This is a genomic window from Herbaspirillum aquaticum (assembly GCF_002213425.1).
GTDB lineage: Bacteria > Pseudomonadota > Gammaproteobacteria > Burkholderiales > Burkholderiaceae_D > Herbaspirillum > Herbaspirillum aquaticum.
The window spans coordinates 119,134-134,499 of the sequence record NZ_NJGV01000013.1 but is presented as its reverse complement, the minus strand read 5'-3'; the positions used below and the strand labels follow the sequence as shown (position 1 = coordinate 134,499).

Below are 15,366 nucleotides of genomic sequence, written 5' to 3'. Positions count from 1 at the left end.
CAACAAATGAATGGCGGCAAGCGTTTTTGTTTTGACTTCCGCGGCGCGCAGCTTTTACTATCCGTGTCTTTGGGAAGATCGAACCGCAAAAAATGGCGCTGAAAAGCATCGTTGGCGGGTGTTGAAAAGCACGTCGATTTTTTTCAATCAAAGGTCGGTCACGCGCAGGTCAAATCGGCTGAAAACGCAGATAGGGCTTGCGGATCCGCCTCATTCCAGTGCTAAAATCTGGGCACCTTAACAGTGAAAGGAATTTTAAAGTGAACAAATCTGAATTGGTTGACGTTATCGCCGCCGACACCGAGATCTCCAAGGCAGCAGCCCAGCGCGCGCTGGACTCCGTCATCGAGAACATCATCAAGGCCGTGACCAAGGGCGATACCGTGCAATTGGTTGGCTTCGGTTCCTTCTCGACCGGCAAGCGCGCTGCTCGCACCGGCCGTAACCCGCAAACCGGCGAAGAAATCAAGATCGCCGCTGCAACCACCGTGAAGTTCTCGGCTGGCAAGGCTTTCAAGGAAGCCGTGAACAAGAAGAAGAAATAATTTCACGCTTCGCGCATTTGAATGCCCTAAACCAGGTTCAGGGCATTCAAATCGAGGCCGGTTCGACAGGATCGGCCGTCTCCGTACCCCACCGCCGTACCCCACCGCTTCAACCGTCCCCTCCCCCAGATCATTCTTCGCTTGCACACTGCCAGCAGTGAATGCATGGTGCGCCGCATCAGTCCTTGCGCAGCCCGCCAGCACAGTTGCCGTCCGGCGCAGCACGCACAGCAGGAGCAGTCCCGGCGCCACACACGCTTCGTTTGCCAAGGCCAGCCGCAGCGCCTAGAATTTTTTCGGCCCGACTTTTGCACATTGCTTCACTTCCGCTTGCCGTCCCGTCGTACACCATGAACAGCCGGCCCGTCCGGCCCATCCAAGGAGACCGTCGATGAATAGCCCAGCCCAGCGTCCGCCACTTCCTCCCTTCACTCGCGAGACCGCGGCCATGAAGGCGCGTGCAGCCGAAGATGCCTGGAACTCTTGCGACCCGCAACGCGTCTCGCTGGCCTATACCGAAGACAGCCGCTGGCGCAATCGTGCAGATTTCGTCCACGGACGCGCCGAGATCGTCGCCTTCCTCACCCGCAAATGGGCACGCGAACTGGACTACCGCCTCATCAAGGAAGTCTGGGCGCACGAAGGCAACCGCATCGCCGTGCGCTTCGCCTATGAATGGCACGACGATTCGGGGAGCTGGTTCCGCTCCTATGGGAATGAAAACTGGGAATTCGACGAGCATGGCCTGATGCGCCTGCGCCATGCCTCCATCAACGACCTGCCGATCAGGGAAGCGGACCGCAAATTCCATTGGGACCGCTCAGGCCCGCGTCCGTCCGACCATCCAAGCCTGTCCGAACTGGGTCTTTAAGGCCGGGCCGCTGGCCCGGCCAGGGAGTGCCTGAAGCGCTTCAGGCCCCCAGGTCGGCCAGCGGATGATCCGCCGCCGACCAGGGGTCAGCGAAGAAACCTTCTACCCATAGCGGCGTGGCACCGGCCAGCGAGGCCGGATTCCATTGCGGTTTCTGGTCCTTCTCGATGATCAGCGCGCGGATGCCCTCGACGAAATCGGGGCGCGCCGCGCAGTGCAGCGAGACCACGAATTCCAGCCGGAACACCTCCGCCAGCGACAGCCGACGCACGCGCTTCTGCAAGGCATGGCCCAGCCAGGCCGAGCCAGGCGAGCCGGCGCGCAGGGTGGCCTGTGCCTTGGCAAGCCAGGCGTCCTCGGTTTGCAGGGTGAGGATGCCATCCACGATCTCGGGCAGCGTCGGGCGGCGGCAGATGGATTCGATCAGGTCGAAATGGGTGCGCAGGTTGGCCGCCGCGAAGACGGCGGCCCCTTCCTGGGAAGACGAGGCCTGCGCGCTTGCCAGGACACGGTCCAGCAATTCGGCATCATTGCCCTGCCCCCACGGCTGCATCAGCAAGGCGTCGATCACCGAGGCCTTGGCGGCATGGGCGACGCGATAGTCGGCCAGCCCGGCGAAGAGCGCATCGTTGGCGTTGAGGTTGGCGCCGGTCAGCGCCAGGAAGATGCCGGTCTTGCCCGGCATGCGCGCCAGGAACCAGCTTCCCCCCACATCCGGATAGAGCCCGATGGTGATTTCCGGCATGGCCAGGCGCGATTTTTCGGTGACCACGCGATGGCTGCAGCCGGCCATGAGGCCAATGCCGCCGCCCATGACGATGCCGTGCCCCCAGCACAGGATGGGCTTGGCGAAGCTGTGGACAAGATAATCCAGACGATATTCCTGCTCGAAGAATTCAGCCGCGTAGGTATTGGCGCGGATGTCCTCGCGCGCAGGCGAAGCGTGATGCTCGCGCATGGAGCGATAGAGCTGCTGCAAGTCGCCCCCGGCGCAGAAGGCTTTCTCGCCCTGCGCCTGCAGGATCACCATGGCCACGCCCGGATCGGCCTGCCACTGCTGCAGTTGCGGCGTGAGCAGCCGGACCATCTCCAGCGAGATGGCATGCAGGGTCTTTTCGGAAGCGAGGGTGGCGATGCCGATGCGACGGCCGTTGGCGGCCGTCAGTTCTTCGAATGCCACGGGGGCGGCGGTTTGATTCATGGGTCTCCTGGGTCTCTGGCGAGCCCGCAGTGCCCACGGGCCGCAGTGTGTTTTATGGAAATGAATTCAATGAAGCAGGCCGGTAGGCCGGATTCTGTTACGGCGGGAAACCCGCTATGACAGCCATTCCTCTAGGCGACGGATCGCTCCGCCGCTCAAGCTTTCTACCCGCACGCTCCGCGAGCCACATCAACGCGTGCCTATTTGAAATTGCTCCGGGTGGAGGTTACCGCGTTTCACCGTAACTGAATACGCTCGTCTCTGTGGCCCTGTTCCTCGCCTTATACAGGCTTGCGCCGGCTTTCAGCGGACGGCCGTTAACCGTCACCCTGCTCTGTGGAGTCCGGACCTTCCTCCCGCCGCCTCCTTGCGAAGGCGGCCAGCGGCTGTCTGGCCTGCATCGGGCGCTATTGTAGCGCAGCATCGGCCGGCATCGGGCATCGGCCGTCGCAAAACCCTTTTGCGCATGCGCAAAGCTCATGCCAATTCGGCATGTGACACCCGTGCGGCTCTTCGGTAGTCTGCTGCTGATCCGCTGCAGCCCACGCGCCGCGCGGTTCTTGACTGACTTCAACGAAACACCATGCATATCTGCGTAATGGGCGCCGGCGTGATCGGCGTGACCACTGCCTACCGTCTCCTGCAGGATGGCCATCAGGTCAGCCTCATCGATGCTCGCCCACAGCCCGGCGAGGGCACCAGCCAGGGCAATGGCGCCCAGCTCAGCTACTCCTATGTGGCGCCACTGGCCGATCCCTCGGTCTGGACCAAGTGGGCTTACTACCTGTTCAGCAAGGATTCGCCGCTGACTATCAGGCCTACCGCCGATCTTGGCCAATACCGCTGGCTGCTGGAATTCCTGCGCTGCTGCAATGCCCAGCGGGTACGCCAGACCACCATCGACCTGCTGCAACTGGCCTTCTACAGCCGTGATCAGCTCACGCAATGGAATGCTGGCCTGCAGCTGTCCTTCGACCATCAGCGCTCCGGCAAGCTGGTGATGTTCACCGATGCACAAGCCCTGGAGGCCGCCGCGCAGCAAGTGCAATTCCAGTCGCAATATGGCTGCCAGCAGGAAGTCCTGGGCGCTGCCGAATGCATCCGTATCGAACCGGCGCTGGGATACTCGCAGCGCGACTGGGTCGGCGGGGTCTACACGCCCAGCGAAGAAGCGGGCGATTGCCCGCAGTTCTGTCGCGCGCTGGTGGCGTCGATGCAGGCGCATCCGAACTTCCGCTTCATCGGCGGCGCCCGTGTCACCGAGGTACGCCGTGAAGGCCGCGCGCTGCGCGCGGTGCAGGCCGGTGGCCAATGGATTGCCGCCGATCGATTCGTGCTGGCGCTGGGCGCGGAGAGCGTGGAGTTCGCCCGCTTGCTGGACTTGCACCTGCCGCTCTACCCGCTCAAGGGCTACAGCATCACCGTGCCACTGGACGATGAGGCCAGCCGCACGGCCGCGCCACAGGTCTCCATCACCGATATCGCCAGGAAGATCGTCTATGCGCGCCTGGGCCAGCGCCTGCGCGTGGCAGGCCGTATCGAGCTGGTGGGCCAGGATCGCAGCATCCCGCCGACCGCCATCGAAGAACTGAAGAATGGCCTGCGCGAACTCTTCCCGGGTTGCGCGCTGGGCGAGGATGCCACGCTCTCGCCGTGGATGGGCTTCCGCCCCGCCACCCCGAGTGGCGTGCCGATCGTGGGCGCCTCGCCGGTGGAGAATCTTCATCTCAACATCGGCCAGGGGCCGCTGGGCTGGACGCTGGCCTGCGGCAGTGCGGCGCTGGTGGCCGACCAGATCGCCGGGCGCCGGTGCGCCATCGACGACACGGCCTTCCAGTACCGCGGCTGAAGAAGTTTCATGCAAGGGTGCCGCATTCGGACTTAACATGGCCGCTGGCCTGCAATGGCGCGGGCCCATCCATGGGAGACGAACGATGCGGGAAAACCGGCTGCGCACCCTTTTCGCGCAACAACAACTGGCCCTCTCGGGCTGGGTATCGATGGGTAATTCGCTGCTGGCCGAAGTGCTGGGCCACAGCGGCTACGATGCGGTGACGGTGGACTTGCAGCACGGCCCGTTCTCGATCGAATCGGCACTGCCCATGCTGCAGGCCATCTCCAGCACACCCGCCGTGCCGCTGGTGCGCTGCTCCGAAAACAGCCTGGGCGAAATCAACAAGCTGCTCGATGCCGGTGCCTATGGCGTGATCTGCCCGCTGATCAACACGGCGGCCGATGCCGAGCGCTTCGTGCGCGCCTGCCATTATTCCCCGCGCGGCGCACGCAGCTATGGCCCGGCGCGCGGCTTCCTGTATGGCGGAGCGGACTACTTTGCGCACGCCAATGCCACCATCCTGACGCTGGCCATGATCGAGACCCGCGAAGGCTATGCCAACGCCAAAGCGATCCTGCAGACCCCTGACCTGGACGGCATCTTCATCGGCCCCAGCGACCTGGCCATCGAACTGGGCCTGGCACCGGACGCCTACGACGATGCGCGGCTCAACGAGGCCATCGATCATCTGCTGGCGCTGGGGCGCAAGCTGGGCAAATACGTGGGGATCTTCGCCGGCACCATGGAGATGGCGCAGCGCATGAAGGGCATCGGCATGGACCTGGTGGTGCCGGGCACGGATATCCAGCAGGTCAAGGCGGAGGGGGCGCGGAGGATCGCTGCGTTGCGCTGATCCAAGGGAAAGATGAAGTGCGCAGCGCCCGATAGGGGCCGGCCAGTTGAAGTCGGGACGACTTGGTGAAGAAAAAGGCGGAAAACCTTCCGCCTTTTCGCCAGGCACTCAACCGGCAAAACTGATTTGCGGCTTCAGTCCCAGCTTGCCGGCCAAGGTCACCAGCATATCCAGGCTGAAATCCTCGACCTTGCCTTTCAACAGCCGGGAAACGCGCGGTTGCGTGATACCCAGTTCTTCGGCGGCCTTGGCCTGGGTCCATCCTTTTTCTTTCAGCCGCTGCGAGGTTTGCGCCAACACCTTCACGCGCATGAGCATGACCTCAGCCTCGGCCGGTTCAAAGCCGAGATCAATGAACACGTTGCCGCTACCGGAAACAATGCTGTCGTCATTCCAGCGGGGATCGGTCGTTTGCATGTTCAAGCTCCTATCATTCGGTAACGTCGGGCTGCCAGATCGATATCTGCCTTTTCGGTTTTCTGCGTCTTCTTCTGGAAGGCGTGCAGCACATAGATGGCGTCGGCAAACTTGGCCACGTAGATCACACGAAATGCACCACGGGCTTTGTCCCGATAGCGAATCTCATAGACACCCTGGCCGACACTGGGCATGGATTTGAAGTCGCTGGGCTCGACGCCGAACTGAACACGCGCCAATTCGCCGCCCAAGGCGCGCCGCACATCGTCCGGCATATCACGTAGGTCAGAGAGACTGGAACCGAGAAAACGCAGGGGTTTCATGCAGAAATAATACAAGTACTTGCATATTTATGCAAGTACTTGCATCAACCTGTAGCCGCGTCCTTGTACGTCGTTCAGCCCCTCACCACCCGCCCAAAGAACGGATAATTCGGATCGTTATACCCATGCGTGGACGCATGCCCCGGCGTGACCAGGCTGTCGATCAATGCCTCTTCCTCCGCGCTGATCTTCATCTCCACCGCATCGTAGTAATCCTCCATCTGCGCCAGCGTGCGCGGTCCGGCGATGACGCTGCTGATGGAGGCATTGGCCAGCACCCAGGCGGTGGCGAACTGGCCCAGCTTGATGCCGCGCGCTTCGCAGTGCTGCTGCAGCCGCTGCGCGATCAACAGCGATTCCTCGCGGAACTCGGTCTCCATCATGCGCTTGTCGCCCCGGCCGGCACGCGTGTCCTGCGGCGGCTTCTGGCCGGGCTGGTACTTGCCGGTCAGCACACCGCGTGCAATCGGGCTGTAGGGCACCACGCCCAGACCATAGTTGGCGCAAGCCGGCAGGATTTCCACTTCAGGCTGGCGGTTCAACAGGTTGTAATACGGCTGGCACACCAGCGGCAGCGGGACATTGTTCTTCTCGCACAGGCGCACGATCTCGGCAATGCGCCAGCCACGGAAGTTGGAGACGCCAAAGCCGCGGATCTTGCCCGCACGGATCAGGTCGCCCAGCGCCTGCACGGCCTCTTCCAGGTTCTCGTCCTGGTAGTCGCGGTGCATGTAGAGGATGTCCAGGTAATCGGTATCCAGGCGCTTCAAGATGTTCTCGGTCTCGCGCACGATCCAGCTGCGCGAATAGTGCGACTCATTGGGCTTGCCGCTCATGGCATTGCCCAGCTTGCTCGCGAGCACCCACTCATGGCGCTGCCCGGCCAGCAGCTTGCCAACGATGTCCTCGGACTTGCCCTTGGTATAGACGTCTGCCGTATCGATGAAATTGATGCCATGCTCGCGCGCTGACGCCACGATGCGGCCGGACTCTTGCAGGTCGGTCTGGTCCCCGAACATCATGGAACCCAGACACAAGGCTGATACCTTCAGGTTGCTCTTGCCGAGGCGACGATAATGCATGCTGTCTCCGAATCAAAATGGATGTGGATAACTTAACTGCGGGAAGCCCCTCATTCTAGCGAGCCCCCGCTACGCCTGCTCACGCTTACAGCACCGGCGCTTCCTCTTCCTGCCAGCGGCGCTTGTCGCGCAGCGGCGGCGCGCCGAACAGGCGACTGTATTCGCGGCTGAACTGCGATGAACTCTCGTAACCCACGCGATGCGCGGCAGTGGCCACGCTGGCGTCGGCGGTGAGGATCAATTTGCGGGCTTCCTGCAGGCGCAAATTCTTCTGGTATTGCAGCGGACTCATGGCGGTCACCAGCTTGAAATGGTGATGCAGCGAAGAAACGCTCATATGCACATCGCGTGCGACATCCTCGATGCGCAGGGCCCGGTCATAGCCCTCCTTGATGAGGCGGATGGCCTTGGCCACGCGATTCATCTGACTATCCTGCAGCACGGTCTGGCGCAACAGCGCCCCCTGCCCGTTCATCAGCAGGCGATACAGGATTTCGCGCCGGATCATCGGCGCCATGATAGGCACGTCGCGCGGGGTCTCATGCAGGCGCAACAGCCGCAGCACAGCATCGAGCAGGTCGACGTCGAGCCGGTTCACGTACAGCCCGCGCGCAGCGCCCTCGCCGAGATTGGCCGATGCAGGCAGGTTCTCGTCGCCAATCAGCTCACCGATTTCCTGGGTATCGAGTTCCAGCCGCAAACCCAGGTAGGGCTCATCGGGACTGGTCACCATGACCTTGCCAACCACCGGCAGGTCCACCGAGGCGACCAGGTAATGCATGGGATCGTATTCGTAGATTTCATCGCCCACGAAGATGCGCTTGGAACCCTGCGCAATCACCGCAAAGACCGGCTTCTGCACCGCGTGCTTGGGGCCGGTCGGACAGGTGATGCGATAGATTTCCAGGTTGGGGATGGCCGTGGCCAGCATGCCTTCGACGCCGGCCGTATACCGCTCCAGCAGTTGCAGCAGCTCCTGCTGCATGGTTTGGAAACGCGGATCATCCTGGGCCCGGCTGGGCGCACTGTCCCCCGCCCCGGGCAGCAGCAGCGGGCCGGAAAGCGGGCCGGAATCCTGGACGGAATGCAGATCGAGGTCCATAAGCTCCTCTCATTGAAAGACAGACGCGACTGTAGCGCGGACTGGCAACTGCCTGATCCTCTGCCATCGATCCATGGAGAATCGGGCAAGAAGTTTGCAGGATCAGGTATGCCCTTGCACGATTGGGCGCAGCCACGATGGCAAGACATCGCCATCGCTCCAGCTACGGCGCGATTCCACCTGAAACTCCAGCAAGCAGGGAAAGAGAATCGGGCAAAAAATCAGCAGCTTAAGGCACGCGAAAACAGCGGCCCGCCCTGCATAATCCTCGCCGAACCCCAAGCCGGATCTATCGATCAGAACACGCTCTCGGCGATGTTGTATTGCTCCACCACCGTGCGTACCGTCGTGGACTCGGGCTTGTTGACGAAGTGGCACTCGCTGTCTTCCATACCCATGGTGCAGGCCTTGTTCAACGGGCAGGTGGCGAACAGTTCGGCCACCCAGTCCACGAAGGCGCGCACCTTGGGCGACAGATGGCGGTTGTGCAGGTACACCACGGAAATCGGCAGCGGTGCCGGCTTCCATTGCGACAGCACCTCCACCAAGCGGCCTTCATCGATGTGACGCGTGACCATGTAGAGCGGCGCCTGCACCATGCCAAAGCCTTGCAGCGCGCACTCCACGTAGGCGTCGGCATCGTTGACCGAGAGACGGCCATTCATCTTCACCTCGCGGGTGATGCCATCGACCACGAAGTCCCAATCGATGGTGCGGCCGGTGCGGCTGGAGAAGTAATGCACCGACTGGTGCTGCTGCAGGTCTTCGATGGTGTGCGGCACGCCGTGGCGCTCCAGGTAGGTCGGCGAGGCGCAGGTGACGGTCTGGAAGGTACCGATGCGGCGCGCCACCATCGACGAATCCTGCAGGTCACCCACGCGGATGACGCAGTCCACCGCCTCCTGCACCAGGTCCACCGGACGGTCGCCCATGCCCATGACCAGTTCGATGTCCGGGTACTTGCTGTAGAAGTCGCACAGGTTGGGCAGCAGCATGAGCCGGCCGATGGAGCCGGGCACGTCGATGCGCAGCCGGCCCTGCGGGCCGCGGGTGACGTTGCGGAAGGATTGTTCAGTCTCGTCGATGTCGGCCAGGATGCGCACGCAGCGCTCGTAATATGCCGCGCCATCGGGCGTGAGGCTGATGCGGCGCGTGGTGCGGTTCAAGAGGCGCACCTTCAGCATGCTCTCCAGCCCCTGGATCAGGGTGGTCACGGTAGTACGCGGCAGGTTCAGGTTGTCGGCAGCGCGCGTGAAGCTGTTGGCATCCACCACAGCAGTAAAGACTTGCATGGCCTGGAAACGGTCCATCGCTCTCTCCTTTGAGGCCGCCGCCTGGGAAACACCGGCGCGGCAAACGGGGGCCAAGACAGTTTCATGCAAGCCCTGGCACCGCCCCCGGCGCGCCGTCTTGCAAGGACGGGATGGACCTCGATCACGCTGACCAGCCTCATCCCAATTTAAAACAAATAACGACAAAAGCCAGCCAAATTTGCGCATCAGAGGGCAACGTGGTCGATTTTCCCACATCACCCACGCCTTCGCGCAGCGCTGTAACCAGGCTTTTACTTCACTGAAAGGATCAGCAAAGTGAACGAATTGATCGTCCTGATTGTTCAGACTTACCGAACAGTGTTGTTGGATTATAGGTGTTTATTCGAGACCCTGCTGTGGCGCACAATCCGCCTCATTCTTGGACAAGTGGCTTCGGCCCAGGCGCTCATCATGCAAGGTTCCTCTCCGCTGGACATCCGCAATTTCTTCGTTCCCGGCCCGCTGGGACGTATCCCCGTGCGCCTGTACCAGCCCGCTGTCGCCCTGGCCAAGGGCGAAAAACGCCCGCTGGTGCTGTACTTCCACGGCGGCGGTTTCACCAGTGGTTCGCTGGATGACGCCGACACCCCGGCCAGCTTCCTGGCCCAGCACAACCAGGCCGTGGTGCTGTCGGTCGCCTATGCGCTGGCGCCGGCCAAGCCCTTCCCGGCCGCGCCCGAAGACGCCTTCGCGGCCGCCACCTGGGCCTGCAAGAACGCCGCAGAACTGAAGGTGGACCTGGACCGCATGGTGGTGGCCGGTGACGACGCCGGTGGCAGCCTGGCTGCCAGCCTGACGATGATGACCCGCGATCGCTGCGGCAAACCCCTGGCCGCCCAGGTACTGATCAGCCCGATGCTGGACCCGAGCATGCGCCTGCTGGGCGATGCCACCCGCCTGCAATCGGACGTCACCGCCGAGACTTGCGCGGCCAGCTATCGCCAGTACCTGCCGCAGACCATGCAGCGCCTGCATCCCTATGCCGCGCCGCTGGAAGTGAGCCGCCTGGCGGGCTTGCCGCCGGCCTTCATCGCCACGGCCGAACGCGACGTGCTTTGTCCGGAGGCCGAGAAATACGCCTCCAGCCTGATCCTCGCGGGCGTACCGACGCAGGTGTCGCGCTTCGTGGGCATCACCCACGGCGCGCTGCGCACACACCTGCCCTTGCTGACCGAGATCGTCAATTTCCTGCGCTGCCGCTTCGCCACCCTGCGACGCGATGTCGCGCTCCCTGAATTCCTGCCGCATCCGCTTCACCCCTCCACTTCACTCTGAGGACAAGAAAATGAATACTCCCGCTCCCCTGCGCAAACGCTTCGCTCTCACCGCCACGGTGGTGGCCGTCATCGCCCTCTCGGTCGGTGGCGCCATCTCCGTGGTGGGCCTGTCGGCCAATGCCTCCACTGCCCCGGCCGCTGCTGCGGCCGGTGCTCCGGTAGATGTGGCCGAGGTGGTCCAGCGCCAGATCATCGACTGGCAATCCTATTCGGGCCGCATTGAAGCGGTCGATCGCGTCGAGGTCCGTCCGCTGGTCGGCGGCACCCTGACTGCCGTGCACTTCAAGGATGGCGCCCTGGTCAAGAAGGGCGACGTGCTCTTCACCATCGACCCGCGCCCCTATGAGGCCGAAGTCGCCCGCGCCGAAGCGCAACTGGCCGGCGCCGAAGCCCGTGCCGGCTATACCGCCTCCGACCTGGCCCGTGGCCAGCGCCTGCTGGGCGACAACGCCATCGCCAAGCGCGATTTCGAAGAAAAGCAGAACGCCTCGCGCGAAGCCTCGGCCAACGTCGCCGCCGCCCGCGCCGCCCTGCGCGCGGCCCGCCTGAACCTGGAATACACCCGTATCACCGCACCGGTCTCGGGCCGCATCTCGCGCGCCGAGGTGACCGTGGGCAACGTGGTGAACCCGGGTGCAGCCAATGCCCCGCTGACCACGCTGGTGTCGGTGGCCAAGGTCTATGCCTCCTTCGACGTGGATGAACAAAGCTTCCTGAAGTACGTGAACCCGGCGCGCGCCGCCGGCACCTCCGTGCCAGTGGAACTGGGCTTGGCCAATGAAGACGGCTACTCCCGCAAGGGCCGCGTCGGTTCGGTCGACAACCGCCTCGACACGGCCTCCGGCACCATCCGCGTACGCGCCATCTTCGACAACGCCGATGGCCAGTTGGTCCCGGGCCTGTATGCCCGCGTGCGCCTGGGTGGCGGCGAGCCGCACCAGGCCGTGCTGATTGACGAAAAGGCCGTCGGCACCGACCAGGACAAGCGCTTCGTCATGGTGGCCGACAAGGACAACAAGGCCAATTACCGCCAGGTGGTGGTGGGCGCTGGCCATGACGGCCTGGTGGTGATCGAAAAGGGCCTGCAGCCGGGTGAACGCATCGTGGTCAATGGCCTGCAGCGTGTGCGCCCGGGTGACCCCATCACCCCGACCGTGGTACCGATGCAGGCGCAGAACGGGGCAGCCGCACCGGGACCTGCGGCCGGCAAGGCCTGATCCGCACCAGCGCTCTCGCATTCAAGGAAGAACAAGTCGCAGGGGCTGCAAGGCCCGCTGCCAGGGCATTTGCATCCTGACGACTGACAAGGAACCCACATGAATATCTCAAAATTCTTCATCGACCGCCCGATCTTTGCGGGCGTGCTGTCGGTACTGCTGCTGCTGGGCGGCGTGCTGGCCATGCTGCAGCTACCCATCTCCGAGTATCCGGAAGTGGTGCCGCCTTCCGTGGTGGTGCGCGCACAGTATCCCGGCGCCAACCCCAAGGTGATCGCTGAAACGGTGGCCTCGCCGCTGGAAGAGCAGATCAACGGCGTGGAAAACATGCTCTACATGCAGTCGCAGGCCAACAGCGACGGCAACCTCACCATCACCGTCAACTTCCGCCTGGGCGTCGATCCCGACAAGGCCCAGCAGCTGGTGCAGAACCGCGTCTCGCAAGCCCTGCCGCGCCTGCCGGAAGACGTGCAGCGACTGGGCGTGACCACGCTCAAATCCTCGCCCACGCTGACCATGGTGGTGCACCTGACCTCGCCCGACAACCGCTACGACACCACCTACCTGCGCAACTACGCGGTCCTCAACGTCAAGGACCGCCTGGCGCGTATCCAGGGCGTGGGTGAAGTGGGCCTGTTCGGTTCGGGCAACTACGCCATGCGCGTCTGGCTTGATCCCAACAAGGTGGCCCAGCGCGGCCTGACCGCTACCGACGTGGTGCGCGCCATCCGCGAGCAGAACGTGCAGGTGGCCGCCGGTGTGATCGGTGCCTCGCCCAGCTCGCCGGAGACACCGCTGCAACTGTCGGTGAACGCCCAGGGTCGCTTGAAGACTGAAGGCGAATTCCGCGACATCATCCTGAAGGCTTCGCCCGATGGCGCCACCACCCGCCTGGGCGACGTCGCCCGCGTGGAACTGGCTGCCTCCGAATATGGCCTGCGCTCGCTGCTGGACAACAAGCCGGCCGTGGCCATCCCCATCTTCCAGGCGCCCGGTGCCAATGCGCTGGATGTCTCGACCCAGGTGCGTGCGGCGATGAAGGAATTGTCGGCCGACTTCCCCAGCTCGGTCAGCTACAGCATCGTCTATGACCCGACCCAGTTCGTGCGGGCCTCCATCGAAGCGGTGGTGCATACACTGCTGGAAGCCATTGCATTGGTCGTGATCGTGGTGATCATCTTCCTGCAGACCTGGCGCGCTTCCATCATTCCGCTCTTGGCCGTGCCGGTCTCCATCATCGGTACCTTCTCGCTGATGCTGGGCTTTGGCTACACCATCAATGCACTGTCGCTGTTCGGGATGGTGCTGGCCATCGGTATCGTGGTCGATGATGCCATCGTGGTGGTGGAAAACGTGGAACGCAACATCGGTGCCGGCCTCTCGCCGCGCGACGCCACCTATCGCGCCATGCAGGAAGTCTCCGGCCCCATCATCGCCATTGCCCTGACGCTGGTGGCGGTGTTCGTGCCGCTGGCCTTCATGACCGGCCTCACCGGCCAGTTCTACAAGCAGTTCGCGATGACCATTGCGATCTCCACCGTCATCTCGGCCTTCAATTCCCTGACGCTGTCCCCCGCCCTGGCCGCCCTGCTGCTCAAGGGCCATGGCGACAAGCCGGACTGGCTGACGCGCCAGATGGACCGCTTCCTGGGTGGCTTCTTCATCCGCTTCAACCGCTTCTTCAACCGTGCGTCCGACAACTACGGTCATGGCGTCACCGGCGTGATCAAGCGCAAGGGTGCCACCATGGGTGTGTATGTGGTGCTGCTGGCGGCGACGCTGGGCGTGTCCTACATCGTTCCCGGCGGCTTCGTGCCGGGCCAGGACAAGCAATACCTGGTCGCCTTCGCCCAGCTGCCCAATGGCGCCTCGATCGACCGCAGTGAAGAAGTGATGCGCAAGATGAGCGACATCATGTTGAAGGAACCGGGCGTGGCCAGTGCGATTGCCTTCCCCGGCCTGTCCATCAACGGCTTCACCAACAGCTCCTCGGCCGGTATCGTCTTCGTGGGCCTGAAGCCCTTCGAGGAACGCAAGAGCAAGGAACTGTCAGGCAACGCCATTGCTGCCTCGCTGAACAAGAAATTCGGCGGCATCAAGGAAGCCTTCACCGCCGTCTTCCCGCCGCCGCCGGTGATGGGCCTGGGTACGCTGGGTGGTTTCAAGATGCAGATCGAAGACCGCGATGCGCTGGGCTACGCTGAACTGGACAAGGCCGCGCAAGCCTTCATGAAGGCTGCCGCCAAGGAACCGGCGCTGGGCCCGATGTTCTCCAGCTACCAGATCAACGTGCCGCAGCTGGACGTGGAACTGGATCGCGTCAAGGCCAAGCAGCTGGGCATTCCGGTCACCGACGTGTTCAACACCATGCAGATCTACCTGGGTTCGCTGTACGTGAACGACTTCAACCGCTTCGGCCGCGTCTACCAGGTGCGTGCCCAGGCTGACGCGCCCTTCCGTGCCAAGGCCGAGGACATCGCGCAACTGAAGACCCGCAACGATGCCGGCGAGATGGTGCCGCTGTCCTCCGTGGTGAAGGTCAAGCAGACCTTCGGTCCGGAAATGGTGGTGCGCTACAACGGCTATACCGCCGCCGACATCAACGGTGGTCCGGCCCCGGGTTATTCCTCGGACCAGGCACAGGCTGCGGCTGAACGCGTGGCCGCTGCCACCCTGCCGCGCGGCATCAAGTTCGAGTGGACCGACCTGACCTACCAGAAGATCCTGGCCGGCAATGCAGGCGTGTGGGTGTTCCCGATCAGCGTGCTGCTGGTGTTCCTGGTGCTGGCTGCGTTGTATGAAAGCCTGACCCTGCCGCTGGCCGTGATCCTGATCGTGCCGATGAGCATCCTGGCAGCACTGACCGGTGTGTGGCTGACCCGTGGCGACAACAACATCTTCACCCAGATCGGCCTGATGGTGCTGGTGGGCCTGTCGGCGAAGAACGCCATCCTGATCGTGGAATTTGCCCGCGAACTGGAGATGCAGGGCCGCACTGCCGTGCAAGCCGCCATCGAAGCCAGCCGCCTGCGTCTGCGCCCGATCCTGATGACCTCGATCGCCTTCATCATGGGTGTGGTGCCGCTGGTGACTTCCTCCGGTGCCGGTTCGGAAATGCGCCATGCGATGGGTATTGCGGTGTTCTTCGGCATGCTGGGCGTGACCCTCTTCGGCCTGTTCCTCACGCCCGTGTTCTACGTCCTGCTGCGTACCATCGACCGCCGTGCATTGCACTCGGCCTCGCACCACGAAGCCCCGATGACTGCCGGCACCCACATCGCCCACGCTGCACCGGGCGCACAGGATGATCGCTGATCTGCGGATCGGCCCA

At 63.2% G+C, this 15,366-nt stretch carries 13 protein-coding genes and 1 other RNA gene; 7 read left to right on the top strand and 7 right to left on the bottom strand.

Annotated features, from left to right (window positions below; genetic code table 11):
* Positions 1–260: 260 nt before the first annotated feature.
* Positions 261–545, top strand: coding sequence for an HU family DNA-binding protein (locus tag CEJ45_RS14830; RefSeq protein WP_006465510.1), 285 nt, complete (start codon positions 261–263; stop codon positions 543–545).
* Between the two features lie 391 nt (positions 546–936).
* Entirely contained in the window at positions 937–1,416 is a 480-nt protein-coding gene (locus CEJ45_RS14825) for a nuclear transport factor 2 family protein (RefSeq protein WP_088755850.1), read from the top strand.
* 40 nt (positions 1,417–1,456) lie between these two features.
* On the opposite strand, the gene CEJ45_RS14820 is transcribed toward CEJ45_RS14825, so the two are convergent.
* Entirely contained in the window at positions 1,457–2,617 is a 1,161-nt protein-coding gene (locus CEJ45_RS14820) for an enoyl-CoA hydratase/isomerase family protein (RefSeq protein WP_088755849.1), read from the bottom strand.
* Positions 2,618–2,684: 67 nt separating this feature from the next.
* An RNA gene (rnpB, locus tag CEJ45_RS14815) (RNase P RNA component class A) lies at positions 2,685–3,019 on the bottom strand.
* A gap of 181 nt (positions 3,020–3,200) precedes the next feature.
* On the opposite strand from rnpB, the gene CEJ45_RS14810 reads away from it, so the two are divergent.
* Together CEJ45_RS14810 and CEJ45_RS14805 are read left to right on the top strand one after the other, a co-directional pair.
* Entirely contained in the window at positions 3,201–4,466 is a 1,266-nt protein-coding gene (locus CEJ45_RS14810; protein ID WP_088755848.1) for a D-amino acid dehydrogenase, read from the top strand.
* 85 nt (positions 4,467–4,551) lie between these two features.
* The gene (locus CEJ45_RS14805; RefSeq protein WP_088755847.1) at positions 4,552–5,304 is read left to right on the top strand and encodes an HpcH/HpaI aldolase family protein; all 753 of its coding nucleotides are present in this window, start codon (positions 4,552–4,554) and stop codon (positions 5,302–5,304) included.
* A gap of 108 nt (positions 5,305–5,412) precedes the next feature.
* On the opposite strand, the gene CEJ45_RS14800 is transcribed toward CEJ45_RS14805, so the two are convergent.
* The 5 genes from CEJ45_RS14800 to CEJ45_RS14780 form a co-directional block, all read right to left on the bottom strand.
* Complete coding sequence (locus CEJ45_RS14800) at positions 5,413–5,721, bottom strand: helix-turn-helix domain-containing protein (protein ID WP_034330433.1); 309 nt, start codon at positions 5,719–5,721, stop codon at positions 5,413–5,415.
* Between the two features lie 2 nt (positions 5,722–5,723).
* Positions 5,724–6,044 carry a type II toxin-antitoxin system RelE/ParE family toxin gene (locus CEJ45_RS14795; protein ID WP_088755846.1) on the bottom strand — a complete coding sequence of 107 codons (321 nt, stop codon included), beginning with the start codon at positions 6,042–6,044 and terminating at the stop codon, positions 5,724–5,726.
* A gap of 74 nt (positions 6,045–6,118) precedes the next feature.
* Positions 6,119–7,126 carry an aldo/keto reductase gene (locus tag CEJ45_RS14790; RefSeq protein ID WP_088755845.1) on the bottom strand — a complete coding sequence of 336 codons (1,008 nt, stop codon included), beginning with the start codon at positions 7,124–7,126 and terminating at the stop codon, positions 6,119–6,121.
* An 85-nt stretch (positions 7,127–7,211) separates the two neighbouring features.
* Complete coding sequence (locus CEJ45_RS14785) at positions 7,212–8,228, bottom strand: AraC family transcriptional regulator (protein WP_088755844.1); 1,017 nt, start codon at positions 8,226–8,228, stop codon at positions 7,212–7,214.
* 296 nt (positions 8,229–8,524) lie between these two features.
* Positions 8,525–9,538, bottom strand: a complete 1,014-nt coding sequence (locus CEJ45_RS14780; RefSeq protein WP_088755843.1) for a LysR family transcriptional regulator — start codon at positions 9,536–9,538, stop codon at positions 8,525–8,527.
* Positions 9,539–9,952: 414 nt separating this feature from the next.
* Between CEJ45_RS14780 and CEJ45_RS14775 the strand changes: the two genes are divergently transcribed.
* The 3 genes from CEJ45_RS14775 (at position 9,953) to CEJ45_RS14765 (ending at position 15,350) form a co-directional block, all read left to right on the top strand.
* Complete coding sequence (locus CEJ45_RS14775; protein ID WP_187697687.1) at positions 9,953–10,816, top strand: alpha/beta hydrolase fold domain-containing protein; 864 nt, start codon at positions 9,953–9,955, stop codon at positions 10,814–10,816.
* A 10-nt stretch (positions 10,817–10,826) separates the two neighbouring features.
* Positions 10,827–12,035 (top strand): efflux RND transporter periplasmic adaptor subunit, encoded by a 1,209-nt coding sequence (locus CEJ45_RS14770; RefSeq protein ID WP_088755842.1) that lies wholly within the window; start codon positions 10,827–10,829, stop codon positions 12,033–12,035.
* Positions 12,036–12,134: 99 nt separating this feature from the next.
* Positions 12,135–15,350, top strand: coding sequence for an efflux RND transporter permease subunit (locus tag CEJ45_RS14765; RefSeq protein ID WP_088755841.1), 3,216 nt, complete (start codon positions 12,135–12,137; stop codon positions 15,348–15,350).
* Positions 15,351–15,366: the final 16 nt, after the last annotated feature.